21 protein-coding genes and 2 tRNA genes are annotated in these 24,523 nt (G+C 45.8%); 21 read left to right on the top strand and 2 right to left on the bottom strand.

The window, feature by feature from the left end; translation table 11 throughout:
• Nucleotides 1-124 precede the first annotated feature (124 nt).
• The 4 genes from BLW34_RS02775 (at nucleotide 125) to BLW34_RS02760 (ending at nucleotide 2,581) form a co-directional block, all read left to right on the top strand.
• Nucleotides 125-397: an HU family DNA-binding protein gene (locus BLW34_RS02775; RefSeq protein ID WP_090542286.1), complete on the top strand. Its 273-nt coding sequence runs from the start codon at nucleotides 125-127 to the stop codon at nucleotides 395-397.
• 24 nt (nucleotides 398-421) lie between these two features.
• A tRNA-Val gene (locus BLW34_RS02770) sits at nucleotides 422-497 on the top strand.
• A gap of 31 nt (nucleotides 498-528) precedes the next feature.
• Nucleotides 529-605 (top strand) — tRNA-Asp (locus BLW34_RS02765).
• A gap of 89 nt (nucleotides 606-694) precedes the next feature.
• On the top strand, nucleotides 695-2,581 hold the full coding sequence (locus tag BLW34_RS02760) for a SurA N-terminal domain-containing protein (protein ID WP_090575283.1): 1,887 nt from the start codon (nucleotides 695-697) through the stop codon (nucleotides 2,579-2,581).
• Nucleotides 2,582-2,596: 15 nt separating this feature from the next.
• Here BLW34_RS02760 and BLW34_RS02755 read toward each other — a convergent pair whose 3' ends face one another.
• Complete coding sequence (locus BLW34_RS02755) at nucleotides 2,597-3,382, bottom strand: enoyl-ACP reductase FabI (protein WP_090542290.1); 786 nt, start codon at nucleotides 3,380-3,382, stop codon at nucleotides 2,597-2,599.
• Between the two features lie 291 nt (nucleotides 3,383-3,673).
• On the opposite strand from BLW34_RS02755, the gene BLW34_RS02750 reads away from it, so the two are divergent.
• Nucleotides 3,674-5,845, top strand: a complete 2,172-nt coding sequence (locus tag BLW34_RS02750) for an ABC transporter substrate-binding protein (RefSeq protein WP_090575280.1) — start codon at nucleotides 3,674-3,676, stop codon at nucleotides 5,843-5,845.
• Nucleotides 5,846-5,870: 25 nt separating this feature from the next.
• Nucleotides 5,871-6,848, top strand: a complete 978-nt coding sequence (locus BLW34_RS02745) for an ABC transporter permease (protein WP_090575278.1) — start codon at nucleotides 5,871-5,873, stop codon at nucleotides 6,846-6,848.
• A gap of 46 nt (nucleotides 6,849-6,894) precedes the next feature.
• Here BLW34_RS02745 and BLW34_RS02740 read toward each other — a convergent pair whose 3' ends face one another.
• Entirely contained in the window at nucleotides 6,895-7,539 is a 645-nt protein-coding gene (locus tag BLW34_RS02740) for a DNA-3-methyladenine glycosylase family protein (protein ID WP_090542296.1), read from the bottom strand.
• A 305-nt stretch (nucleotides 7,540-7,844) separates the two neighbouring features.
• Here BLW34_RS02740 and mraZ point away from each other — a divergent pair, with 305 nt between their 5' ends.
• From mraZ to ftsA, 15 genes are all read left to right on the top strand, one after another.
• Complete coding sequence (gene mraZ / locus BLW34_RS02735; protein WP_090575275.1) at nucleotides 7,845-8,291, top strand: division/cell wall cluster transcriptional repressor MraZ; 447 nt, start codon at nucleotides 7,845-7,847, stop codon at nucleotides 8,289-8,291.
• A 15-nt stretch (nucleotides 8,292-8,306) separates the two neighbouring features.
• Nucleotides 8,307-9,251, top strand: coding sequence for a 16S rRNA (cytosine(1402)-N(4))-methyltransferase RsmH (rsmH, locus tag BLW34_RS02730; protein ID WP_090575272.1), 945 nt, complete (start codon nucleotides 8,307-8,309; stop codon nucleotides 9,249-9,251).
• 4 nt (nucleotides 9,252-9,255) lie between these two features.
• Nucleotides 9,256-9,564, top strand: a complete 309-nt coding sequence (gene ftsL / locus BLW34_RS02725) for a cell division protein FtsL (protein WP_090575268.1) — start codon at nucleotides 9,256-9,258, stop codon at nucleotides 9,562-9,564.
• 2 nt (nucleotides 9,565-9,566) lie between these two features.
• Nucleotides 9,567-11,294: a peptidoglycan D,D-transpeptidase FtsI family protein gene (locus BLW34_RS02720; protein WP_090575265.1), complete on the top strand. Its 1,728-nt coding sequence runs from the start codon at nucleotides 9,567-9,569 to the stop codon at nucleotides 11,292-11,294.
• The gene (locus BLW34_RS02715) at nucleotides 11,291-12,853 is read left to right on the top strand and encodes a UDP-N-acetylmuramoyl-L-alanyl-D-glutamate--2,6-diaminopimelate ligase (RefSeq protein WP_090575262.1); all 1,563 of its coding nucleotides are present in this window, start codon (nucleotides 11,291-11,293) and stop codon (nucleotides 12,851-12,853) included. Before BLW34_RS02720 ends, BLW34_RS02715 begins: the two co-directional genes overlap by 4 nt.
• The gene (murF, locus tag BLW34_RS02710) at nucleotides 12,850-14,235 is read left to right on the top strand and encodes a UDP-N-acetylmuramoyl-tripeptide--D-alanyl-D-alanine ligase (RefSeq protein WP_090575259.1); all 1,386 of its coding nucleotides are present in this window, start codon (nucleotides 12,850-12,852) and stop codon (nucleotides 14,233-14,235) included. Before BLW34_RS02715 ends, murF begins: the two co-directional genes overlap by 4 nt.
• 83 nt (nucleotides 14,236-14,318) lie before the next feature.
• Nucleotides 14,319-15,404 (top strand): phospho-N-acetylmuramoyl-pentapeptide-transferase, encoded by a 1,086-nt coding sequence (gene mraY / locus BLW34_RS02705; RefSeq protein ID WP_090542309.1) that lies wholly within the window; start codon nucleotides 14,319-14,321, stop codon nucleotides 15,402-15,404.
• Nucleotides 15,401-16,810, top strand: coding sequence for a UDP-N-acetylmuramoyl-L-alanine--D-glutamate ligase (murD, locus tag BLW34_RS02700; RefSeq protein ID WP_090575256.1), 1,410 nt, complete (start codon nucleotides 15,401-15,403; stop codon nucleotides 16,808-16,810). Before mraY ends, murD begins: the two co-directional genes overlap by 4 nt.
• Before the next feature lie 3 nt (nucleotides 16,811-16,813).
• The gene (gene ftsW, locus BLW34_RS02695; RefSeq protein ID WP_090575253.1) at nucleotides 16,814-17,974 is read left to right on the top strand and encodes a putative lipid II flippase FtsW; all 1,161 of its coding nucleotides are present in this window, start codon (nucleotides 16,814-16,816) and stop codon (nucleotides 17,972-17,974) included.
• Between the two features lie 46 nt (nucleotides 17,975-18,020).
• A complete protein-coding gene (gene murG, locus BLW34_RS02690) occupies nucleotides 18,021-19,088 on the top strand; it encodes an undecaprenyldiphospho-muramoylpentapeptide beta-N-acetylglucosaminyltransferase (RefSeq protein ID WP_090575388.1) in 1,068 nt (355 codons plus the stop codon).
• Nucleotides 19,085-20,503: a UDP-N-acetylmuramate--L-alanine ligase gene (murC, locus tag BLW34_RS02685; RefSeq protein WP_090575250.1), complete on the top strand. Its 1,419-nt coding sequence runs from the start codon at nucleotides 19,085-19,087 to the stop codon at nucleotides 20,501-20,503. The genes murG and murC overlap by 4 nt, the downstream gene beginning before the upstream one ends.
• 70 nt (nucleotides 20,504-20,573) lie before the next feature.
• Nucleotides 20,574-21,542: a UDP-N-acetylmuramate dehydrogenase gene (murB, locus tag BLW34_RS02680; RefSeq protein WP_090575385.1), complete on the top strand. Its 969-nt coding sequence runs from the start codon at nucleotides 20,574-20,576 to the stop codon at nucleotides 21,540-21,542.
• The gene (locus BLW34_RS02675) at nucleotides 21,539-22,456 is read left to right on the top strand and encodes a D-alanine--D-alanine ligase (RefSeq protein ID WP_090575247.1); all 918 of its coding nucleotides are present in this window, start codon (nucleotides 21,539-21,541) and stop codon (nucleotides 22,454-22,456) included. Before murB ends, BLW34_RS02675 begins: the two co-directional genes overlap by 4 nt.
• 7 nt (nucleotides 22,457-22,463) lie before the next feature.
• A complete protein-coding gene (locus BLW34_RS02670; RefSeq protein WP_256203541.1) occupies nucleotides 22,464-23,222 on the top strand; it encodes a cell division protein FtsQ/DivIB in 759 nt (252 codons plus the stop codon).
• Nucleotides 23,223-23,242: 20 nt separating this feature from the next.
• Nucleotides 23,243-24,481 carry a cell division protein FtsA gene (gene ftsA / locus BLW34_RS02665; protein ID WP_090542321.1) on the top strand — a complete coding sequence of 413 codons (1,239 nt, stop codon included), beginning with the start codon at nucleotides 23,243-23,245 and terminating at the stop codon, nucleotides 24,479-24,481.
• Nucleotides 24,482-24,523: the final 42 nt, after the last annotated feature.

The following is a 24,523-nucleotide window of genomic DNA, read 5'->3' as shown; positions in this document are numbered from 1 at the left end:
GAAAATACCCAAAAAAAGAAATTTTCAGGCAATGACTTGACCAGGTGAGAATGGCTTGATATAAGGGCATCTGCAAGACTTTCTGTTTGTGATTTAACTATCAATAACCCAAAAGGGGAATTAAATGAATAAATCTGATCTCATTGATGCCATCGCAGAGTCTGCCGGTATTTCTAAAGCATCTGCAGGAGATGCATTAAATGGAGCGCTATCTGCGATTAAAGCTGCGCTTAAAAAGAATGAAAGTGTCACGTTGGTTGGCTTTGGCACTTTTAAAGTAGGAAAAAGAGCGGCCCGTACCGGTCGCAATCCCCGTACTGGAGCAGTCATAAAAATCAAAGCAGCCCAAGTGCCCAAATTCACCGCTGGTAAAGCGCTCAAAGATGCGGTAAACTAAGCATCTCCTTAGGGGGCAAGGGTGGGGTGCTTAGCTCAGCTGGTAGAGCGTCGCCCTTACAAGGCGAATGTCGGCGGTTCGATCCCGTCAGCACCCACCAATCAGCGAGCAAGAATTGGTTTTATAGGTTAGGAGTGGTAGTTCAGTTGGTTAGAATACCGGCCTGTCACGCCGGGGGTCGCGGGTTCGAGTCCCGTCCACTCCGCCAAGTCAGTATAATTATTAAGGGCGAATTTAAATAGTGTTGTCCTAGCACTATTTAGCCTTACTTCTCATTTATTTCACTGGATTTTAGCTGTGTTTGATTTTGTTCATCGAAAAAGGACGATCGTTCAGGTTATTTTGTTGCTGGCTGTGTTGCCATTTATGTTTTGGGGCATGGAGTCGTATCGTGCTGACGGTCGGGAGAGCTATGTTGCAGTTGTTGAAGGTGAAGAGATTCAGCGGAGAGAGTTTGAGCAAGCGCTTAGGAATCAACATGAGACTATGCGTAATATGCTGGGAGATAATTTTGATAGCGCGCTATTAGATAATCCTGAGATGCGTCTAGCAGTTTTAGATAACTTGATTCAGAGAAAGTTGTTGAAACGCGAGGCAGTTAATGTCGGACTGACTGTTTTGGATTCACAATTGGCACGTGAGATTCAGAGTATTTCAGCTTTTCACGATGATCAAAAGTTTTCTTACCAGCGCTATGAGGAGTTACTGCGTCGCCAGGAAATGACACCAGCGATGTTTGAGTCGCGTGTGGCGACTGAGATTATGCAGCAGCAGTTGCAAGAAGCAATTGCAAAAAGCGCGATGGTTCCAGAGACTGTAGCCCGGAATGTAGCTCACTTAAGTGAAGTGAAGCGTGAAATAAATCAAGCTCTGATTGAGCCGAAGCAATTCGTATCACAGATTATTCCGGAGGAAGCAGCAATACAGTCTTATTATGATAATCATCAAGCGGATTTTCTTTTGCCTGAGCGAGTGCGCATCGAGTATTTGGTGTTATCTCTAGAAGAATGGGCTCAGCAAGAAGAAGTTAGCGTAGATGAAATCAAAAAATATTTTGATGAACACCAAAGTGAGTATGGGCAGGAGGAAGAGCGAAAAGCCAGTCATATTTTAATAGCTGTTTCTGGAACAGCTTCAGATGATGAGAAAGCTGTGGCGCGTGGCAAAGCGGAGAATTTACTGTCTCAATTAAAAGCAGAGCCAGCGAAATTTCCTGAGCTAGCAGGTGAGCATTCGGAAGATCCTGGCTCAGCAAAATTGGGAGGAGAGCTCGGTTTCTTAAGGCGTGGCGTGTTGGTTAAGGAGTTTGAAGATGAACTATTCCAGATGCAGCCTGATGAAATTCGAGGTCCCATTGAAACAGCTTTTGGTTTTCATATCGTCAAGCTTTCAGAAATAAAACCGGCCAATGTGGCGCCCTTGGAAGAGGTAAGAGATGACATTGAGCAAATTCTGAAGCGTCAGAAGGCTGCAAGTAATTTTGGTGAAATTGCAGAAGATTTTAGTAATACGGTATACGAGCAAAGTGATACTTTGCAACTAGCCGCGGAAAGATTTGGCTTGTCAATTAAACAAAGCGGGTGGGTCGATAGAAAATCGAAGGAACCCGCCATCATTGCTAACGAAAAATTGCTGGAAGTGATTTTTTCAGAGGATGCTGTTAATGATAAGCGCAATACAGAAGCAATCGAAGTAATGCCTGATACTTTTGTTTCTGCTAGGGTATTGGAGCACGAGTCAGCCGCAATTCAATCATTAGATGTGGTTAGAGATGAAATCAGTGAGCGAGTGAAGCGACAGCTCGCTACTGAAATGGCTGAGAAAGAAGGTAGAGCCAAACTGGCTCTATTACAGGCAGGTAAAGACGAATCAATTTCATGGGGTGATGCTAAAGAGATATCTTATATGCAACCGCAAGGGATAGATATAGGTATTTTGCGTACTATTTTCCAAACAGAAATAGATAAGTTACCAGTTTATACAGGAATAGTGGGGTCAGATGGCAACTTCAACTTGATCCGTATTAATCGTGTTATTGAACCAATTTCTTCAGATAAGGATAAGGCTCAATATCAGGCTCTTGCTAATCAATTAAAACAGATGCTTGTTCAGGAGGAATTATCATCGTATCAACTTGGCCTTAGGCAGCGATACGATGTAAAAATCCAGGAAGAAAGCTACTAACAGCTTAAAAGATTATTATTCATCGAGATCAAAAGCGATTGTATTAAATCCAGCATCAACATAGGTAATTTCACCCGTAATACCGCTTGCTAAATCACTACAGAGAAAAGCGGCAGCATTACCAACTTCCTCGGTCGTTACATTTCTTCGTAATGGGGAAACCTTTTCAGCATAACCCAGAAGCTTTCCAAAATTTCCTATACCGGATGCGGCCAGTGTTTTAATCGGCCCAGCGGAGATTGCATTTACGCGTATACCCTTTTTGCCCAGACTGGAAGCCATGAATCGTACATTTGCTTCCAGACTGGCTTTAGCTAGGCCCATGACATTGTAACTTGGCATAACGCGGACAGCACCCAGATAACTGAGTGTTAAAAGTGCAGCATTCCTTCCTTGCATTAATGCCAGGCCAGCTTTTGCTAATGCTGTAAAACTATAAGAACTGACATCATGGGCAATATGAAATGCTTCACGATTTACACTTTCAAGATAATCTCCAGTTAATGCCTCTCGTGGTGCGAATGCGATGGAGTGTACAATGCCATCAAGGCCGTCCCATTCTTTAGCTAAATCTTCAAAGCACTGGTTAATTTCTTCATCATTTCTTACATCACAACGAAACAGCAAGCGACTCTCAAAATCACCAGCTAGTTTTGCAACGCGATCTCTTACATCTTCTCCTTGGAAGGTAAAGGCAAGTTGTGCACCTTCACGTTTCATGGCTTTGGCTATACCATAGGCGATAGATCGATTGCTGAGTAACCCGGTGATGAGGATGCGCTTATTGTCTAGAAATCCCATATATGTCCTTCCGTTTGTCGAATTTAAAATAATTATAGCTTAAGGTTTATGATAAAGGAGTATAGCGGGGATTGCTAAATTGTCGAACAGCTAAATATAAATGTATATCTACCTATCATCGTATTTTTCTACACTATCTCCCGTAAAAAAGCGGTGAGAATAAACTAAATACTGTAGATACAGTGACTCATCATCGATATCATATTGAATAATTGATTTCCAATCGCAGTGACATGACCTGGATACTTTTTTATCCCGGATATCCAATTTCTTTTTTAAGGATTCCTTAAAATGAATCCACTTATTATTTTGATTTTATTCCTGACGGCCTGTAGTGGGACAATATGGAATCATCCCTATCCGAAGGATGATTCCGGAAAAAATATTCTTTACAATGCATTTGCCGAACGCCCGAAACATCTTGATCCCGTTCAATCATATAGTTCCAATGAAATTTTGTTTACTGCTCAGATATACCAACCTCCTTTGCAGTATCACTATTTGAAACGTCCCTATGCCCTTATCCCGCAGACGGTGGACAAGATGCCTGTGGTGCAATATTTCGACGTGGATGGAGAACTCTTGCCTGCCGAGAGTGATGTCTCAAGCATTGCCTATTCTGTTTATGAGATTTCTATTAAGCCAGGTATCTATTATCAGCCTCATCCAGCATTTGCAAGGGATGATCAGGGAGCGTTCCTCTATCACGATCTAACCCGAAAGGATTTGCGAGAAATTTTCAAGCTTACCGATTTTTCTCAAACGGGTATACGGGAATTGCTGGCGGAGGATTATATTTATCAAATCAAACGCTTGGCACACCCAAGATTGCATTCCCCCATATTGGGTTTAATGGCAGACTATATCGTAGGACTCAGAGAGTATGCTGAAACCTTAAGAAAGGAGGCTGATGCCGCGTCTAAAGATGCTTACCTTGATTTGCGCAAATTTCGATTGGAAGGAGTGGAGTGGGTGGATGCGTATACTTATCGAATCAAGATAAAAGGTAAGTATCCCCAATTCATTTATTGGCTGGCAATGCCGTTTTTTTCACCCATTCCATGGGAAGCGGACCGCTTTTACGCTCAGTCAGGGCTTGCAGAAAAAAATATTACACTGGATTGGTATCCCATAGGTACGGGACCCTATATGCTTATTGAGAATGATCCTAATCGAATTATGGTCCTGGAAAGGAATCCACATTTTCAGGGAGAGCTTTATCCTTCCGAGGGTATGCCTGATGATGTAGAAAATGGATTGTTGGAGGATGCCGGTAAACCCCTTCCATTCATAGACAAGATTATATTCAGTCGTGAGAAGGAGGGTATTCCGCGTTGGAACAAATTCCTGCAGGGATATTATGATGCTTCAGGAATCGGCTCTGATAGTTTTGATCAGGCAGTGCAATTAAGTGGCCAAGGTGAGGCAACAGTAACAGAAGTGATGAAGTCTCAGGGAATACGATTGGAGACAGCCGTGGCGCCCTCTACTTATTATATCGGATTCAATATGCTTGATCCGGTTGTGGGAGGACGTACTAAGCAAGAAAAGCAGTCTGCCCGTAAATTACGGCAAGCAATTTCAATAGTAGTGGATTATGAGGAATACGTCTCGATATTTGCCAATGGTCGAGGCATCCCTGCACAGGGCCCTATTCCACCTGGGATTACCGGCTATCGAGAAGGCGAGGAGGGAGTCAATCCGATCGTCTATAAATGGCAAGACGGGCGGGCACATCGTAGGTCGATCAATGAGGCCAAAGCATTACTGGCGGAAGCCGGCTATCCCAACGGTATAGACGCTAAAACCGGTGCGCCGCTTGTATTGTATTTCGATGTCACTGCACGTAGCGCAGATGACAAGTCAATACTTGACTGGATGCGCAAACAATTTAGAAAAATTAATATTCAGCTGGTTGTTCGAAGCACTGACTATAATCGCTTTCAGGACAAGATACGCAAAGGTAATGCCCAGATTTTTGAGTGGGGCTGGAATGCAGATTATCCTGATCCTGAAAATTTTCTGTTTTTACTATACGGCCCTCAGGGTAAAGCTGGTAATAATAGTGGGAACAACGCAGCTAATTATGATAATGCCGAATATAACAGCTTGTTCGAGCAGATGGAAAAAATGGAAGATAGTCCAGAACGAGAGCAGATCATCGATCGTATGGTAGGAATGCTACGTCAGGATGCGCCTTGGCTGTGGGGGTACCACCCAAAAGATTATGCTTTGTATCATGCTTGGTATGGAAATGTGAAACCTAATAAATTGTCTTATAACAATATTAAATATCTGCGTATTGATCCTACTTTGCGTGAGCAAAAGCGGCGTGAATGGAATGAGCCGGTGATATGGCCAATAGGAGCGGGAGTAACTGTGCTTGTATTAAGTCTTGTTCCTGGAGTCATTGCTTATCGCCGTAGAGAGCGGACGGTCGAGCTCAAGAGATCCGCTGCATAAATTATAGGGTAATTTTTAAGTCAATATGCTTAATTACATTATTAGACGTGTTCTCTATGCAATTCCAATTTTAGTGGGTGTTAATCTCATCACGTTTACCTTATTTTTTGTAGTTAACACTCCTGATGATATGGCGCGAATGCATCTAGGTATCAAGTATGTGACTGATGAGGCAATCATAAAATGGAAACAAGAGCGCGGTTATGACAAGCCTTTGCTGTATAACACAGTGGCTGAAGGTGCTGCAAAATTGACGAGCACTATTTTCTTTGAGAAATCGATTGCAATGTTCGTGTTTGATTTTGGCCGTGCTGATGATGGACGCGATATTGCGCACGAAATTAAATCCCGAATGCTGCCCAGTTTAGCCATTGCGTTGCCAGTATTTTTATTGGGATTGCTGGTTTATATTACTTTTGCGCTAGTTATGGTTTTTTTTCGCATGACTTATATAGATTTCTGGGGCGTTGTATTGTGTGTGGCGCTCATGTCGATTTCAAGTCTGTTTTACATTATTGGTGGACAATTCCTTGTGGGTAAGCTATGGCATTTAGTACCTATTTCTGGTTATGGTAATGGACTGGATGCAGGCAGATTTCTGCTTTTGCCCATTATCATCGGGGTGGTGAGCAGTGCTGGTGCAAATGTGCGATGGTATCGCACAATTTTTCTGGAAGAAATGAATAAGGAGTATGTCCGGACTGCACGCGCAAAAGGTTTGCCAGAAAGCATTGTATTATTCAGACATGTGCTTAAAAATGCTATGATTCCGATTCTTACGGGCGCAGTGGTAGTGATTCCATTATTGTTTCTTGGCAGCCTGATTGCCGAATCGTTTTTTGGCATACCTGGATTGGGAAGCTATACCATCGAAGCTATCAATTCGCAGGATTTTGCCGTAGTGCGTGCTATGGTCTTTCTGGGCTCATTGTTTTATATCATAGGCCTGATATTGACCGATATATCCTATACCCTGGTAGATCCAAGAATCAGGCTGGGGTAATGAATGCAATGGATGCTGTGCCTATGCTTCATAGAATACTTTCTGCCTAATAATCAACGGGTATGGGATCGAGGCTGCGCCATAAATACCATGTTGCAACCGAACGCCAAGGCTGCCAGTTTGTAGCAATGGTTTGTATTCTACTCTTCTCTATTGGCTGATTGGCGTTGTAGTGAATGCTGATAGCCCGTTGCAACCCGATGTCGTCTAATGGTAATACGTCTGGTCGCTGCATGTGAAAGATCAGAAACATTTCCGCGGTCCACCGACCAATACCCTTTATCTGGATAAGGTGAGCAATCAGCGCCTCATCATTCATTTCCTGCCAGGCAGTTTCGTCGTATCCGCCGTTTATGAATCGCTGGGATAGATCTTGTAGATAGCTTATTTTTCTAGCAGACAGGCCGCATGCCCGTAATGTATTAGCATCGATGCTATACAGGTTCTCAGGGGTGGTCTCTGACAAAGCAATCTCTAGTTTATGCCATACACTTGCTGCAGCTTTGACTGAAATTTGCTGGCCAACAATGGCGCGAGCCAGTGTAGTAAAAGCGTTTCCGTGTGAGTGAAGCGTTGATTCGCTAAACTGGCTAACGAGCCGTTGCATGACGGGATCTCGTTTTGCCAAATTATCCGTCGCCTGTTCCCAGAATACGGGCGCTACACGTTGTTCTTTCCTGAGTAAAACCATTCTTTACCGTATTTGCTTTCGTAGCTAAAAATAATTTGTTGCTTGATCGAGAGATCATTTTACATGATGCGCTAGCGATATTAATCGGCAATTTACTCGCAATATTACCTCTATCTTATTTATTTTTAAGGTTTTGTTCGCTTGCTCTTAAGTCTTTGTCGTTAAAGTAAAAGTGCATGGTTTTTTACTTGACTGAGCTCATTTTTTTGATTAGAGTGGAAAAGAGTGGGGTTAAGAGTATTAAAGTGGGGAATCGTGGGAGTATTGGGTGTAGGGTAACGTTTTCTGGGAAATAAAGGGGCAGCATGTTTCGTGGCGTTACACAACTGTGCTTGGACGGCAAGGGTAGATTTGCGGTGCCTGCAAGGTACCGTGAGGAATTATTGTCCAGTTGTGCCGGGAATTTGGTGATTACTGCTGATCCTTCAAGGTGTTTACTGATTTATCCCCAACCCGCCTGGGAACCTATAGAAAAAAAACTGAATAGTCTTTCTAGTTTCAATCCACAGAGCCGTAGTTTGCAGCGTCTTATTGTGGGTAATGCATGTGATGTTGAGATGGATAGTGTTGGACGGATACTGGTAGTGACGCCATTACGCCAGTTTGCCGGTTTGACCAAGGATATTGTATTGGTAGGTCAGGGTGAAAAATTTGAGTTGTGGGATGCTGAGAAATGGAATCAGGAAATTGAGGCAGCACTTGTTTACAAAGATGGCAATATGCCACCCGAGCTTGAAGGATTCTCATTGTAATGTTGTGGTATTGCTGTGCATTTGCCAGTTTTGCTAAATGAAGCTGTCGATGCGCTGATACTCAGAACAGACGGTGTTTATGTGGATGGGACGTTTGGGTGCGGTGGACATAGTCGTTTGATTTTATCTCGATTGGGTAAGAAAGGCCGCCTGATTGCGTTTGATAAGGACTTGGACGCAGTTAAAGTGGCAGCGCAGATTGATGATAAGCGATTCGATATAAGACATAGCAGTTATGTCAAGATGCGGGAGGAATTGCAAGCATTAAAGGTAGAGCGGATAGATGGGGTGCTGCTGGATCTTGGGGTTTCATCATCGCAATTGGATGAAGGCACGCGTGGATTCAGTTTCCGCTCGGAAGGGCCGCTTGACATGCGTATGAATACCAGCTGTGGAGAAACAGCAGCAGAGTGGCTTAATTCTGTTACAGAACCGCAATTGGAAGAGGTGATTAGAAACTATGGTGAAGAACGGCATGCTAAGCAGATTGCAAGGGCAATTGTTATGGCACGAGCACGGCAACCCATTTCAACCACGATTCAGCTTGCCGAGATCGTAGCAGCGGTCGTGCGTACGAATGAGTATCAGCGGGGAGGAAAGCAGCATCCGGCAACACGTACTTTTCAGGCGATACGAATTCATCTCAATCAAGAACTTGAAGAATTGTCATTAACCTTGCCACAATGTGTAGATTTATTAAACCCAAGAGGGCGATTGGTTGTAATCAGTTTTCATTCGCTTGAGGATCGTATAGTAAAACGTTTCATGCGCACTGAAGCAAGTCCAGACAGGTTGCCGCGCAAACTTCCTCTGCGTGATAAAGAGGTGAAGGATCTGAGTAAGCAGCGGTTGCAAATAATAGGTAAGGCACTGCGTCCCAGTGCACGGGAAATAGCGGTTAATCCACGAGCTAGAAGTGCAGTCATGCGTGTGGCGGAAAGAATCATAATTAATGAGTAATTATATGATTAAACTGAATATTTCCCTGGCTATAATTCTTGTTATTTGTGGGTTAGGCATAGTAACCTCGCAGCACGAAGCACGTAAGCTTTTCATATCGCTGGAGAAAGAACAGGAACTAGCTGATCAACTGACAATAGAGTGGAATCAGTTGCTACTTGAACAGAGAACATGGGCAATGCATGGCCATGTTGAAAAAATTGCCCGGGGGCAGCTTGATATGATCGTGCCGACACCCCAAAGCATTCGGGTTATTTTGCCCGGTCATTCCGCAGGTCCAGCTTATTCTACTTCTTCTAAGGAGTTTCGTTAATCATGAGGCGCGACTCTGCATTGTCTTTAGTTTTACCTATCTGGCGTTCACGCTTGCTGATAATGCTATTGCTGCTGGGTTTGGTTGCGTTGGCGGGACGTGCCATTTATTTGCAAGGGCTGAATAAGGATTTTTTGCAACAACAAGGGCAATCCCGCTATAGCCGTATCGTGGAATTGAATGCGCAACGTGGGAAAATAACCGATCGGCATGGTGAAATACTGGCGATCAGTGCGCCCGTAAAATCTGTTTGGGCTGATCCGCAGAAAGTGAATGCTACGCCGGAGCAATTGCAGGCATTAGCTCATTTAATCGAAATAGATGTGGGCGATATTCGTAAGCGGATTTCTGATCAAGATAAGAGATTTGTCCATCTAAGAAGGCAGTTGTCACCGGAAATGGCATCTGGTGTGGCTAACTTGAATATATCCGGTGTGTATCTTAAGCGGGAATTTTATCGATATTACCCAACAGGTGAGGTGGCTGCCCATATTCTTGGTTTTACTAACATAGACGGAAAGGGGCAGGAGGGCGTGGAGCTGGGATGGGAAGATATCCTTACTGGCGAGCACGGTAGCCGTCGTGTGATTAAGGACCGTATCGGGCGTGTCATAGAGAGTGTCGAGAAAATTCGCTCGCCTAGGCCTGGTCAAAATTTGACGTTATCGATTGATAGTAAAATACAGTATCTTGCCCACCGGGAGCTAAAGCGAGCAGTAAAAGCCAATCATGCCAAGGCGGGTAGTGTTATCGTGCTGGATGTGCAGACAGGAGAAGTGTTGGGATTAGCCAATTATCCTACGTACAATCCTAACCAACGATCAAGTATACGAGCAGGAAAAACACGTAATAGGGCATTGGTTGATGTCTTTGAGCCGGGCTCGACCCTGAAGCCATTTGCTGTTGCTGTTGCGATGGAAACAGGCAAGATTAACCCTGATACGTTGTTTCAAACATCTCCAGGTACACTCAAGATCGGAAACGCTACCATACGTGATGTCCGTAATAAAGGAACACTTTCCGTATCACAAGTTATCCAAGAATCGAGTAATGTGGGTGCCGCAAAAATTGCTTTGCTATTACCTCCTAAAACATTGTGGGAAATGTTGAGCCGTTCCGGTTTTGGTATGCCGACAGGATCGAATTTTCCTGGGGAGGTCAACGGTCGATTGCGCCCGTATCATAAGTGGCGACCGATCGAGCAGGCCACAATGTCCTACGGTCATGGAATATCGGTCAATTTAATGCAATTGGCGCGAGCGTATACTATCTTTGCTGCTGAAGGGCAGTTAAAGCCTGTTTCACTATTGAAACGTGACGCTCCCCCTGTCGGTCAGCAAGTGATTTCTCGCAAAACGGCGTTGGCCATGAGCAGCATGCTGGAAACCGTGGTCCAGCCTGGTGGTACCGGGTTACAAGCTAAAGTTAACGGCTATCGGGTTGCTGGAAAAACAGGAACAGCCCATAAGCCATTGGAAGGTATGAAAGGTTATGCAAAAAACCGATATATCTCTACATTTGTTGGTTATGCGCCAGTATCTAACCCCCGTCTGGTTGTCGCAGTCATGATTGATGAGCCTTCGGCAGGTCAGTATTACGGAGGAGCCGTAGCAGCCCCTCTATTCAGCCAAGTGATGACGGGTGCTTTGCGACAATTGGGTGTTCCACATGATGCACTTGGCAATATTGTAACTTCTCCTATGCCTGTTACGCTGAAGAGCGAGGGATGACGCCAGAATCTATGCGGAAATCAGATGGAAATTTTGTAGCCAAACTTCTTGATCAGCTTGGCGTGCCAGTCGAGCACTTGACTGCGGACAGTCGTAAGTTGAAGCCAGGTGATACATTTCTTGCCTATGCCGGTGAGAGATATGATGCGCGTAAAGATATTCCTAAGGCCATTGCAGTAGGTGCTAAGGCTGTGATTTGGGAGAAGAATCAATTTTCTTGGGATCCTCTATGGAAAATACCCAATTGTGCAGTAGCAGGGTTGCAAGCTAAAGCCGGAGTGATTGCCGGTCATGTTTATGGATATCCTTCACGTGAATTATGGCTGGTAGGCATTACTGGCACTAATGGTAAAACTTCATGTAGCCACTGGTATGCTCAGGCAATGACAGCTTTGGGGAAAAGAACAGCAGTTATTGGCACGTTAGGGAATGGATTTTTAGAAACGCTAAAACAGTCGCAAAATACGACGCCGGAGGCAGTGTCGCTCCAGGCGGAATTTGCGAGAATATTGCAAGACGGTGCAGAGTATGTAGCGATGGAGGTTTCATCCCATGGTCTTGTTCAGGGGAGAATTAATGGCGCTGAATTTGATGTGGCAGTGTTGACTAATTTGTCACGAGATCATCTTGATTATCACGGAAGTATGGATGCCTATGCTGCTGCCAAAGCAAAATTATTTTTCTGGCCAACACTTAAATGCGCAGTATTAAATCTGGATGATATGCTGGGAATGGAATTGTCTCGTCAGCTTGCACACAAAGATATGCAAGTTATCGGGTATGGATTTAACCAGCCAGACAATATGGGAAGACATCCACAAAACTTGAGGATACTGCGGGGAAGGAACCTTAAAGTGAGCATCGATGGCCTGGAATTCGATGTGGAGTTTGAAGGGCAGCGGAGAAGCTTGCAGGTTAATGTTATGAGCAGATTCAATGCCTCGAATCTGCTGGCTGTTCTGGCTACTTTGTTTGCGAATGGAATCGATTTCCACGAGGCGGTGGCTGCATTATCACAGGTTAAACCGATTGCAGGCAGAATGGAGAAATTTGGCGGGGGAAATCAACCTGTGGTAATCGTTGATTATGCCCATACCCCGGATGCTCTGGAAAAGGTGTTGACGGAGCTACGAGAAACAGTTTATAGCAGGCAAGCAAGAAATAAGTTTGATTTAAGAAATCCGAGACTGATTTGTGTATTTGGTTGCGGTGGTGATCGGGATCGGGGAAAACGCAGCTTAGCTGGCGAAATTACCACGAGGCTTGCCGATGAAGTCATCATTACCAGTGATAATCCGCGCAGTGAAGAGCCGCGAGCTATTATTGACGAAATAGTCTCGGGTATACCCCACCATAATTATTCAATTGAAGAAGATCGTGCCTCTGCAATTTATCAGGCGATACACAATGCGCGTAAAGGGGATATGGTGCTGATAGCCGGTAAAGGATCTGAAGCGTATCAGGAAATCAAGGGACAAAAGATTCCGTTTGATGACCGTGAAATTGCGCAACAAGTGTTACATGACCTGACTAACCTGAAATTGCAGGCACAAAGATGATGACGGTACTGGAAGCTGCCCGTGTTCTTAACGCAGACTGGTGGGGTGAAAATGTGTTGTTCACAGGCGTGAGTACCGATAGCCGAACGATCAAACACGGCGACCTGTTTGTAGCATTGCCCGGCGCACGATTCGATGGTTATCAATTTATTGCCAATGCAAGAGATAAAGGAGCCGTTGCTGCCTTGGTTGAGAAAAAGGCTGATAATGGAGAATCCCTATCAGAGTTTGGCTGGATACAAGTCTGTGATACCCGACTAGGTCTAGGTCAATTATCAGGTTATTGGCGCACGTGCTTTTCATTGCCACTCGTGGCAGTCACTGGAAGCAATGGTAAAACGACTGTCAAGGAAATGATAGCCTCCATTTTTCGTGAGGCTGTTAAGACACACCTTGATCAAAGCGATTCTGCTTCAGACAGTGTGCTGGCAACCTTAGGTAACCTTAATAATGATATCGGTGTGCCACAAATGCTGTTAAGGCTGCGTGAACAGCATGCTTATGCCGTGATTGAAATGGGAATGAATCACGCCGGTGAGATCGCTTATTTAACTCGGTTGGCTAAACCAACCGTAGCTGTTATTACCAATGCTGGCGCAGCCCATATTGAAGGACTGGGTTCAGTAGAAGCGGTGGCGCGGGCCAAAGGTGAAATCTTTGAGGGCTTGATGAGCAATACAGGAGTAGCCATTATCAATGCAGATGATGATCATGCTTCACTATGGCGCGAGCTGGCAGAAAATAGGCGGATCATTGATTTCGGTTTGAATAGTCCAGCGCAAGTAACTGCTTATCACCAATCTGATTCTTCCGGAGATGTATGGATACTGAAACTTCCAGAGGGGAGTGAGGAGATGCGATTACAAGTACCCGGGCAACATAATATCTACAATGCTCTTGCAGCCGCGGCGACAGCGGTTGCTGTTGGTATCGATAAACAGACAATCGCAGCAGGATTACAAGCGTTCAGTGGCGTGCAGGGGCGTATGCAAAAGAAACTTGGCTTATACAAAGCGACTTTAATTGATGACACTTATAATGCCAATCCGGAATCAATGCGGGCAGCACTCGCAGTGCTGGCTAATTCGCCTGGAAAAAAAGTGCTGGTGCTTGGTGATATGGGGGAATTAGGTACAGGCGCAGCAGATTTCCATTACCAGATTGGCGTGGAAGCGAGTCATGCCGGAATAACGGAATTGCTTACGTTGGGTGATCTAAGCAAGCATACAGCAGTTGGATTTGGTAGCAGCGCCCGCCATTTTACAAGTATGGATGCCTTACTGGTGGAAGCTGAGAAGTTACTGGACATCAATGTCACCATATTGGTAAAAGGCTCGCGTTTTATGCAGATGGAACGGGTGATAAGACGATTAGAGGTTTAAGGCGCTATGGATTCTTGACGAGAAGTGGATGGCAGTGGTAGTCAAATGCAATATCAGCAACCTGTATTGTTCTAAGGATAAAAATGCTATTAGTAATCACCCAATGGATTGCACAAGATATTCGTGCATTTAATGTTTTTAGCTATATTACTTTACGCACGATGCTGGCTGCACTTACCGCCCTGGTGATTTCATTCATCGTCGGCCCGGCGATGATACGCAAGCTAACGGCATATAAAATCGGCCAGTCCGTGCGCAATGACGGTCCGCAAACTCATCTTGTTAAGGCGGGTACCCCAACGATGGGGGGAGCGTTGATACTCGTTGCAATCATGATTACAACACTGTTATGGGCGGATCTGTCTAATCATTATATTTGGACTGTTTTATTGACAACTTTGGGGTTCGGTATCATTGGCTGGATAGATGATTATCGCAAAGTAGTGCATCGTAATTCCAAGGGTCTTTCTGCATCAGCGAAGCTTCTCTGGCAATCACTCATTGCGTGTTGTGTGGCATGGTATCTCGTTTCAATTGCCGAGTTCCCGGAGCAGACCAATATGATTGTGCCATTTTTTAAAGAAGTAGCGATTCCCTTGGGTATATCTGGTTTTGTACTGCTGACTTATCTCGTCATCGTGGGAACGAGCAATGCCGTGAATTTAACAGATGGGCTGGATGGCCTTGCCATTATGCCAACGGTCATGATCAGTGGTGCGCTGGCAATTTTTGCCTATGTAGCCGGCCACGTTGTCTTTGCAAAATATCTTGGCATTCCTTATATCCCCGACGCAGGTGAGCTGGCTGTTTTTTGTGGCGCCCTTGCGGGTGCTGGTCTGGCATTTCTCTGGTTTAACACTTATCCGGCCGAAGTATTTATGGGCGATGTTGGCGCGCTTGCACTGGGTGCAGCATTAGGTGTGATAACCGTGATTATTCGCCAGGAAATCGTGTTGGTCATCATGGGGGGAGTATTTGTCATGGAAGCCTTGTCGGTGATGCTGCAAGTAGCTTCATTTAAGTTATTCGGTAAGCGTATCTTCCGTATGGCACCTCTTCATCATCATTATGAATTGAAAGGATGGCAGGAGAATCAGGTGGTCGTCAGATTCTGGATCCTGACGATCATTCTAGTATTAGTGGGATTATCAACATTGAAGCTGCGATGAATTTACGTGATAAAAAAGTGCTGGTTCTGGGGATGGGTGAAACCGGTCTATCCATGACGAAATGGTTGACCCGCCTGGGTGCAGAGGTGCGTATCGCTGATAACCGTACCGCGCCACCTAATCGTGAAGCACTGGAACAGGTGATTCCTGCCACAAAAATATACAACGGACCATTCAGGGCAGAAGTATTTGATGATGCTGAGCTCATTGCGATCAGCCCAGGCATACCGTTGGCTGAGCCGCTTGTGCAAGAGGCTGTGAAGCGTGAAATCCCTGTGGTAGGAGATATTGAATTATTTGTCCAGGCGCTGGATCAGCTTGAGCAACCGAGACCCAAAATTCTGGCAATTACTGGATCGAACGGAAAGACGACTGTCACAACGATGGTCGGTGACATGGTTAGAAATGCAGGATGGGATGTTGAAGTGGCAGGTAACATTGGTCCAGCGGTATTGGAAACACTGATGCAACGCATGGATTTAGGGAAATTGCCGCAGTATTGGGTGTTGGAGCTTTCTAGTTTTCAACTAGAAACAACACAAAATCTTGGTGCTGATGCAGCGGCAGTGCTCAATTTAAGTGAAGATCACTTTGATCGCTATGCAGGGATGCATGACTATGCTGCAGCCAAAGCAAGACTGTTTGCCGGTGATAACAAAAGTATCCAGATTCTGAATCGGAATGATGCAACAGTACGTGCCATGGCAATACCTGGCAGAAAACAGATGACTTTTGGCTTGGATGAACCCATCTCTGATATGGATTTTGGCCTGCTGCGAAGTGGAGCAGATCTGTGGCTAGTTCAGGGGGGAATGTACTTACTGAACACTAAAGAGATGATGATTCCGGGTATGCATAATATTGCCAATGCCCTGGCGGCGATGGCGTTGTGTCGTGCCGTAGCATTGCCCTATGAGCCCTTGTTAAAAGCTTTGCGTGAGTTTAAGGGATTGCCTCATCGCATGCAGAAAATCGCTGTTATTAATAATGTTACTTTTTATGACGATTCCAAAAGCACCAATGTAGGATCTGCGATCGTAGCGTTGAATGGGATGCAGAAAAACATTGTGCTGATTGCAGGGGGAGATGGAAAAGGGCAAGATTTTTCTCCGTTGAAGCAACCCGTAGCTGACTACGCGCAGGCAGTGGTGCTGCTTGGTCGTGATGCTAAAGAGATCGCTGATGCGATCAGCGATTGCCAGGTTCCGATCCATTATGCTGCAGCAATGGATGAAGCTGTACGGATAAGTTTTTTATTGGCACGACCCGGTGATGCGGTACTACTGTCTCCAGCCTGCGCCAGTTTGGATATGTTTAGGAATTACATCCACCGGGCAGAGGTTTTTATTGCTGCTGTCAAAGAAATTGAGGAAAAGTTTATTTGTTCTGATCAGGAGAGTCATTGATCCATGATAGACCAACCCGCTGTTAATCGCCAGAAAATAACAACCGATTATGATTTCTATCTAATTTGGTCGGCACTGGTATTGCTAAGCTTAGGGCTGGTCATGGTTTATTCTGCATCAATCGCAATCGCCGAGTCGGAATATGGTGAAAGTGGCTCATACCATTATTTGATACGCCATGGCATTTACTTGCTTGTGGGTCTATTGATGGGTTTTTTTGCTTTCCAATTCCCTATGCGCGCATGGCGGAAATATTGTCCGTATTTGTTTTTAGTCGGAATTATATTATTAATTTTAGTATTGATTCCAGGAATTGGCCGTGAAATTAATGGCAGTCAGCGATGGATTTCATTGGCAATAGTCAACTTTCAGCCATCTGAGCTGATGAAGCTGTTGATGGTGATTTATGTTGCGGATTATGTAGCGCGTAAATTGGCTTACCTGGATCACTGGCGTAAAGGTCTTTTGCCTATTTTGGCGCTGATATCAGCGGTAGGTTTTTTGTTACTGCGGGAGCCTGATTACGGCGCATTTGTGGTCGTGACTGGCATTGCGATTGCCATCATGTTCATGGGGGGGATGAATCTAAAGCTGTTTGCCGGAGTGACTGGTCTGTTAATCGTTTGTTTGAGTTTATTAATTGTAACAGTAGGTTATCGTAGTAACCGTATTGATGGTTTCCTGGATCCATGGGCTGATCCTTATGGCAAGGGTTATCAGTTAAGTCATGCATTGATTGCATTTGGACGAGGTGAATGGTTGGGTGTGGGTCTGGGGGGGAGTGTAGAAAAGTTGTTTTATTTGCCGGAAGCACATACTGATTTTATGTTTGCTGTGCTTGCTGAAGAATTGGGGTTTGTGGGGGTGGCAACGGTCATGGCGATGTTTGCCTGTATACTCGTGCGCGCTTTTGTCATCGGCCGCACCGCTGCCATGCTAGAAAACTATTTCTCAGCACTTGTGGCGCAAGGTATTGGCGTCTGGCTAGGGTTCCAGGCCTTTATCAATATGGGTGTGAATATGGGCGTGCTGCCGACTAAGGGATTGACACTACCGCTTATGAGTTTTGGGGGCAGTAGTATCGTCATTACCTGTATTGCGCTTGCTGTTTTACTGCGAGTGGATTGGGAGAACCGGCAAAAAGTAAAAGGATTAAGCGTGTGATGATTATGGTAACTACTCTAGAGATGTGAAGGTGGCGCGAACAATCATGATTATGGCTGGTGGAACGGGTGGTCATGTTTTCCCGGGATTGGCGGTGGCTGATTATATGAAGTTGTTAGATTGGAATATCGTATGGTTGGGTACGCATCATGGCATGGAGGCAGCATTGGTACCGCAGCATGGCTATCATATTGAACTCATTGGGTTTTCCGGTCTTCGCGGAAAAAAGGCGATGGACTGGCTATTGTTGCCATGGCGATTGTTATTGGCTTTCTGGCAGAGCGCCCGAATAATCATCCGCACTCAGCCGGATGTAGTATTGGGGATGGGTGGCTATCCTGCTTTTCCAGGCGGTATCATGGCCTCATTGTTAAACAAGCCGCTCTTAATCCATGAACAGAATGCGATTGCTGGTCTTACCAATAGAATTCTCGCAAAAATCGCTGACAAAATTTTACTGGGCTTTCCTGATGCCATAAAAGGCGCAAACGGCAAAGTACAAGTGACCGGGAATCCGGTGCGAGATGACATTTTACGGCTGCCAGCTCCTGAACAACGTTTTGCCGGCCGTACCGGGAAACTTAAGATATTGGTAATCGGGGGCAGTTTAGGCGCGCATATATTGAATACGATTGTGCCAAAGGCCTTGAAACTGATTCCGGAAAATGAGCGCCCCTGGGTCACGCACCAGGCAGGAAAAAAGCATTTGGATGAGCTGCAGCGGAATTACGCTGAATCTGGCGTAGAAGGTGACTTGGTATCTTTTATCGAGGATATGGCTGCAAGCTATGCTGAATGTGATCTGGTTATCTGCCGTGCAGGTGCGCTGACCCTATCTGAGCTGATGGTGGCGGGGGTAGCCAGTATTCTTGTTCCTTATCCATTTGCAGTAGATGATCATCAAACTGCGAATGCGCAGTTTCTAAGCAAACATAATGCCGCACTATTATTGCCTCAAAGGAGATTGAATCCTGAAGATCTGGCAGATTTGATCAGGGGGTTTACGCGCAAAAAGTTACTGGCAATGGCAACACTTGCACGCAGTCTGGCAAAACCGGATGCAACCAGAATGGCCGCAGAAGCTTGTCTGGAAATAGGAGAATCCGGAAGATGAAACATAAAGTTAGACATGTGCATTTTGTAGGGATTGGCGGCTCCGGCATGGGAGGAATTGCTGAGGTCATGATTAATCAGGGTTACCACGTGAGTGGCTCGGATCTGTCCAATAATCTGACCACTGAGCGTTTGCAGGGGCTAGGGGCAACAATTCATATTGGCCATGCCAAGGAGAACATTGCTTCTGCCGACGTTGTTGTGACTTCAACCGCGGTAAAGCCGGATAATCCCGAAGTTGCTACAGCGCGTGAACGTCGTATCCCGGTAGTGCCTCGTGCCATGATGCTGGCGGAGTTATTGCGCTTACGCCAAGGGATCGCTGTTGCGGGCACCCATGGTAAAACGACGACAACCAGTTTGATTGCGAGTATTTTGGCAGAAGCAGAGCTTGATCCGACTTTCGTGATTGGTGGCAAACTTGAAGCAGCAGGCAGCCATGCCAAACTCGGTAGTGGCGAGTTTATCGTGGTAGAGGCCGATGAGTCTGATGCTTCCTTTCTTTATTTGAAGCCCATTCTGGCAGTAGTGACCAATATCGATGCTGATCATATGGCGACTTATGGTCATGACTTCAGTAAGCTCAAACAAACATTTGTCGAATTCATCGAGCACTTACCTTTCTACGGCATGGCGGTATTGTGTCTGGATGATAAAAATGTACGTGATATTTTACCGGCAACGACCAAGCCTGTAACAACCTATGGTTTGTCAGAGAGTGCGCAGATTAGTGCGACCGATATCCGGCATGATGGCGGCAGAATGCATTTCCGTGCGCGAGTGGGTGTAAATGGCACAGCACGGCAGTTTGATGTCACGCTCAATTTGCCGGGCCTGCATAATGTCCAGAATGCCCTTGCAGCCATAGCAGTGGGTAACGAGCTTGGCGTGGCTGATGTTGCCATCATTCGTGCTCTGGCGACGTTTGGAGGGGTCGAGCGACGTTTTCAACGCTATGGCGAGGTCAAATTACCCGGACAAAGCAGCTTTACCTTGATTGATGACTATGGTCATCATCCTGTGGAAATTGCTGCAACCATGGCCGCAGCGCGAGGCGCATTTCCTGGCCGACGGCTGGTATTGGTTTTTCAACCCCACCGTTATACCCGTACGCGTGATGTATTCGAAGATTTCGTCAGGGTATTGTCTACCGCTGATGCATTACTGCTGACCGAGGTCTATGCGGCTGGGGAGGATCCTATCGTTGCTGCAGATAGCAAATCACTCGCCCGCGCCATTAGAGTGCAGGGAAAATTGGAACCCATTTATATCGAGCACGTCGATGAGCTTCCTGCAGCTATCCATAGGATTGCGCAGGATGGGGATGTTGTGTTGATAATGGGAGCAGGTTCAGTAGGGAAAGTGGCTTCCCGCGTGGTGCGGACGACGAAAAAATTTGCTGTCATCGGTGGATGAATCAATGAACATGCTTGTATCGAGTCATACAAAATTTAGTCAATCGGCACCTTGCTCTCATGTAGCCAGTATGAATTTCTCAGAGGAAGAAGATTTTGTGGGTGTTATCGATACCAGTCTGCTACGAGGTGAGCTACGTGTGCGCGAATCAATGAGAAAGCATGTCTCCTGGCGCGCCGGAGGTGTGGCAGAGTATGTTTACTTGCCGGCTGATTTGCACGATCTTGCTCTATTTTTACGCCATTTACCCAGAACTAAACCGGTTTGTATGATTGGGCTGGGGAGTAATTTGCTGGTGCGCGATGGGGGTTTTCACGGCGTAATCGTGGCATCACATGCACGACTCAATGAGTTATTTCTGGTCAAGCAGGATCAAGCAGATGGGTTGATTTATGCTGGAGCGGGCGTGCCTTGCGCCAAGCTGGCACGTTTTGCAGCATTACATCATCTGGCTGGCGCGGAATTTCTGGCCGGGATTCCCGGTACGGTAGGCGGAGCCTTGGCAATGAATGCGGGATGTTATGGAGCAGAAACCTGGCAGATTGTTGAAAAGGTTAGAACCATCAATCGAGCCGGTGAACTGCATGAGCGGAACCCGGAAGATTATCTTGTCGGCTATCGGCATGTCGCATTACAGCAGAAGTTTAGTAACGTAGACGGCGAGGAATGGTTTGCCGGTGGCTGGTTCAGATTAGAACGGGGCGATCACGATATTTCCCGGCAAAAAATCAAAGCATTGTTAACAGCACGGATTAATAGCCAGCCATTGAATTTCCCAAATGCAGGTTCGGTATTTCGTAACCCGGCTGGAGATTATGCAGCACGCCTGATTGAAGCGTGCGGTCTCAAAGGATATCGTGTGGGTGGGGCAATGGTTTCAACCAAGCACGCCAATTTTATTATCAATAATGGGAATGCCACCGCTTCGGATATCGAGGCGATCATTGCCATGATACGCAATACCGTGAAAGAAAGAACAGGAATTGAATTGATTCAGGAAGTTCGGATTATTGGTGAGGTCAGGAGTAATGGATCATGAGTATGCCTGATTTCGGAAAAGTTGCAGTCCTGCTAGGGGGACGTTCAGCAGAGCGTGAAATTTCACTTAAAAGCGGCGAAGCCGTGCTCAGTGCGCTGCTGAGAAAAGGAGTGGATGCCCATCCTTTTGATCCTGCTCGGTACCCTATGGAGGCACTGCTGCAACAAGGATTCAATCGGGCATTCATCGCATTGCATGGCCGTTTCGGAGAGGATGGCTCGGTCCAGGGAGCACTGGAACTGATGGGACTGCCTTATACAGGCAGTGGTATTCTTGCGAGCGCACTGGCAATGGATAAATGGCGCACTAAATTGATCTGGGAGGCCGTGGGTATCAGTACGCCACGTTATGTCATCATCGATGCTCAAAGTGATTTTGATGAAGTCGCAGATTATCTTGATCTGCCATTGATCATCAAACCTGCACGTGAAGGCTCAACGATAGGTCTAAGCAAGATCAATGCAAAGAAAGATTTTTCAGATGCTTATCAGTTGGCGGCGCAGCATGACTCGATTGTATTGGCGGAGCAGTTTATTGCGGGTAAGGAATTGACCGCTGCGATTCTTGGCGAGACGCCGTTGCCACTGGTGCATATAGAAGTAGCAGGGGAGTTATATGATTACCACGCCAAATATCTTGCGAATAATACTCGTTATTTCTGCCCGAGTGGCTTGCCGGATGAATTGAGTCACCAGTTACAGGCACAGGCCTTGCAGGCACACAAAATTCTGGGATGCGAAGGGTGGAGCAGGGTAGATCTGATTCTGGATAAGAATGACCAGCCTTATTTTCTAGAAGCGAACACTTCCCCGGGAATGACTGATCATAGCCTTGTGCCGATGGCTGCAAAAGTTGCAGGTATTTCGTTTGAAGATTTAGTCGTAAAGATTTTGGCATTGTCCCATGTGGAATAATTACCGGATGCTGAATTTATTTGCCAACATGATGTTTACAGGCGTGATATTGGCTGCGATTTATGTCCTTGGTATAAGGGTGATAAAATTACCCCTTTTCGCACTAAAGGAAATTAGTGTGGAAGGAATGAGTGCTAATCAGTCGGAGAACGCTAAGCTGCAGCATGTTACCCGTCAACAGATTCAGAGTATTGTCCTGAATGAAGTCAGAGGAAATTTTTTAACAGTTAATTTGGATGCATTACGGGAAGCTTTTAAGGATTTGCCGTGGGTGCGGGCAGCAAAGATTCAGCGCAACTGGCCATCAGGGCTGAAAGTGATGCTCGAAGAATATACCGCATTCGCGTACTGGGGCGATGCTGCGTTAGTGAATAGGCAAGGTGAAATATTTCGTGCCCCGACTGACGAAATATTACCGGTTTTTATAGGCCCTAGTGAAGAAAGTACCGCTGTAATTATTGAGCAATATGAGATTTTCAACAAAGTATTGGAGCCAATCAGGCAACGTGCTGCAGAGATTGAACTGTCTCCACGGCACGCTTGGCTCGTTCGTCTGGAAAATGGAACACTGTTAAAACTGGGGCGTGAGAAAATTGAAACTCGGCTGAGGCGCTATGTTTCAGTCTATAGGCAGAGTATCGTGAACCTGAATCAGTCAATACCTTTGGATTATGTGGACTTACGTTATCCTAATGGATTCGCTATACGTATGTCTGAAGCAATGCCACAGGTTCCGCGTAAGACCGGTGCCGGGAAGAAGTTGTGAAAATCAGGGAGGAATGTTAAATGAATAAAGCCAAGGAAGGCAGAGACCTGATCGTTGGTCTGGATATAGGCACTTCAAAGATTGTGGCTATTGTTGCTGAAGTAAAACCTGAGGGTGGTTTTGAAATTATTGGTCTGGGGAGTCACCCATCGCGCGGACTGAAGAAAGGAGTTGTGGTCAACATTGAAACAACGGTCACTGCAATTCAGCGCGCACTCGAAGAAGTTGAATTGATGGCAGACTGTAAGATTAGTGAAGTTTACACCGGAATTGCAGGCAGTCATATTCGGGGATTCAATTCACACGGCATGGTCGCGATCAAGGACAAAGAAGTTTCGTCGATGGATGTGGAGAAAGTGATGGAGACCGCTAAAGCGGTCAATATTCCGGCTGATCAGCAGATTCTGCACATCCTTAATCAGGAGTTTATCGTCGATGGTCAGGAAGATGTGCGAGAGCCTATTGGTATGAGTGGGATACGGCTTGAAGTAAAGGTGCATATTGTGACCGGCGCAGTATCGGCCGCACAAAACATTATTAAATGCGTTCATCGTTGCGGGTTGGAAGTACGCGATTTGATTTTGCAACCGTTAGCTTCGGCGATCGCAGTCTTGTCTGAGGATGAAAAGGATTTAGGTGTGTGCCTCGTGGATATCGGGGGGGGGACAACTGATATTGCGGTGTTTACCAATGGCGCAATCCGCCATACTGCAGTTATTCCGATTGCGGGCGATCAAATCACGAATGATATCGCCATGGCATTACGTACCCCGACCAAAGATGCTGAAGATATCAAATGCCGTTATGGATGCGCCTTACGTACGTTGGCTGATGTGCGTGAGGTGGTGGAAGTGCCGGACGTAGGTAATCGAGGAGCACGCCAGCTTTCCAGGCAAACACTCGCAGAAGTTATTGAGCCACGCGTAGAAGAGCTTTATTTATTGATACAAGCTGAATTACGTCGTAGCGGTTTTGAACAGCTCCTGTCATCTGGAATCGTCATTACGGGTGGCAGCAGCTCTTTACAGGGAATGGTGGAACTGGGGGAAGAAATATTTCATATGCCCGTACGCCTAGGGATGCCACAGTATGAAGGTAACCTAGAGGAAGTCGTTCGTACACCCAGATTTTCCACAGGTATTGGTTTAATTATGGCTGGTATGGAGGAGCGCAGGCTTCATCATCATAGTCATTTACAGGGGGGATCGGCTAAGCAGGTTTTTGCAAAAATGAAAAGTTGGTTCCAGAAAAATTTTTGACCATTGCGCTGTGAGCAGCGCATTAAAAGAAGTTATCCAAAA

The organism is Nitrosomonas sp. Nm58, from assembly GCF_900107335.1.
Classification (GTDB): domain Bacteria; phylum Pseudomonadota; class Gammaproteobacteria; order Burkholderiales; family Nitrosomonadaceae; genus Nitrosomonas.
The sequence above is the reverse complement of the archived record's forward strand: the minus strand, read 5'-3'. Positions and strand labels throughout refer to the sequence as shown.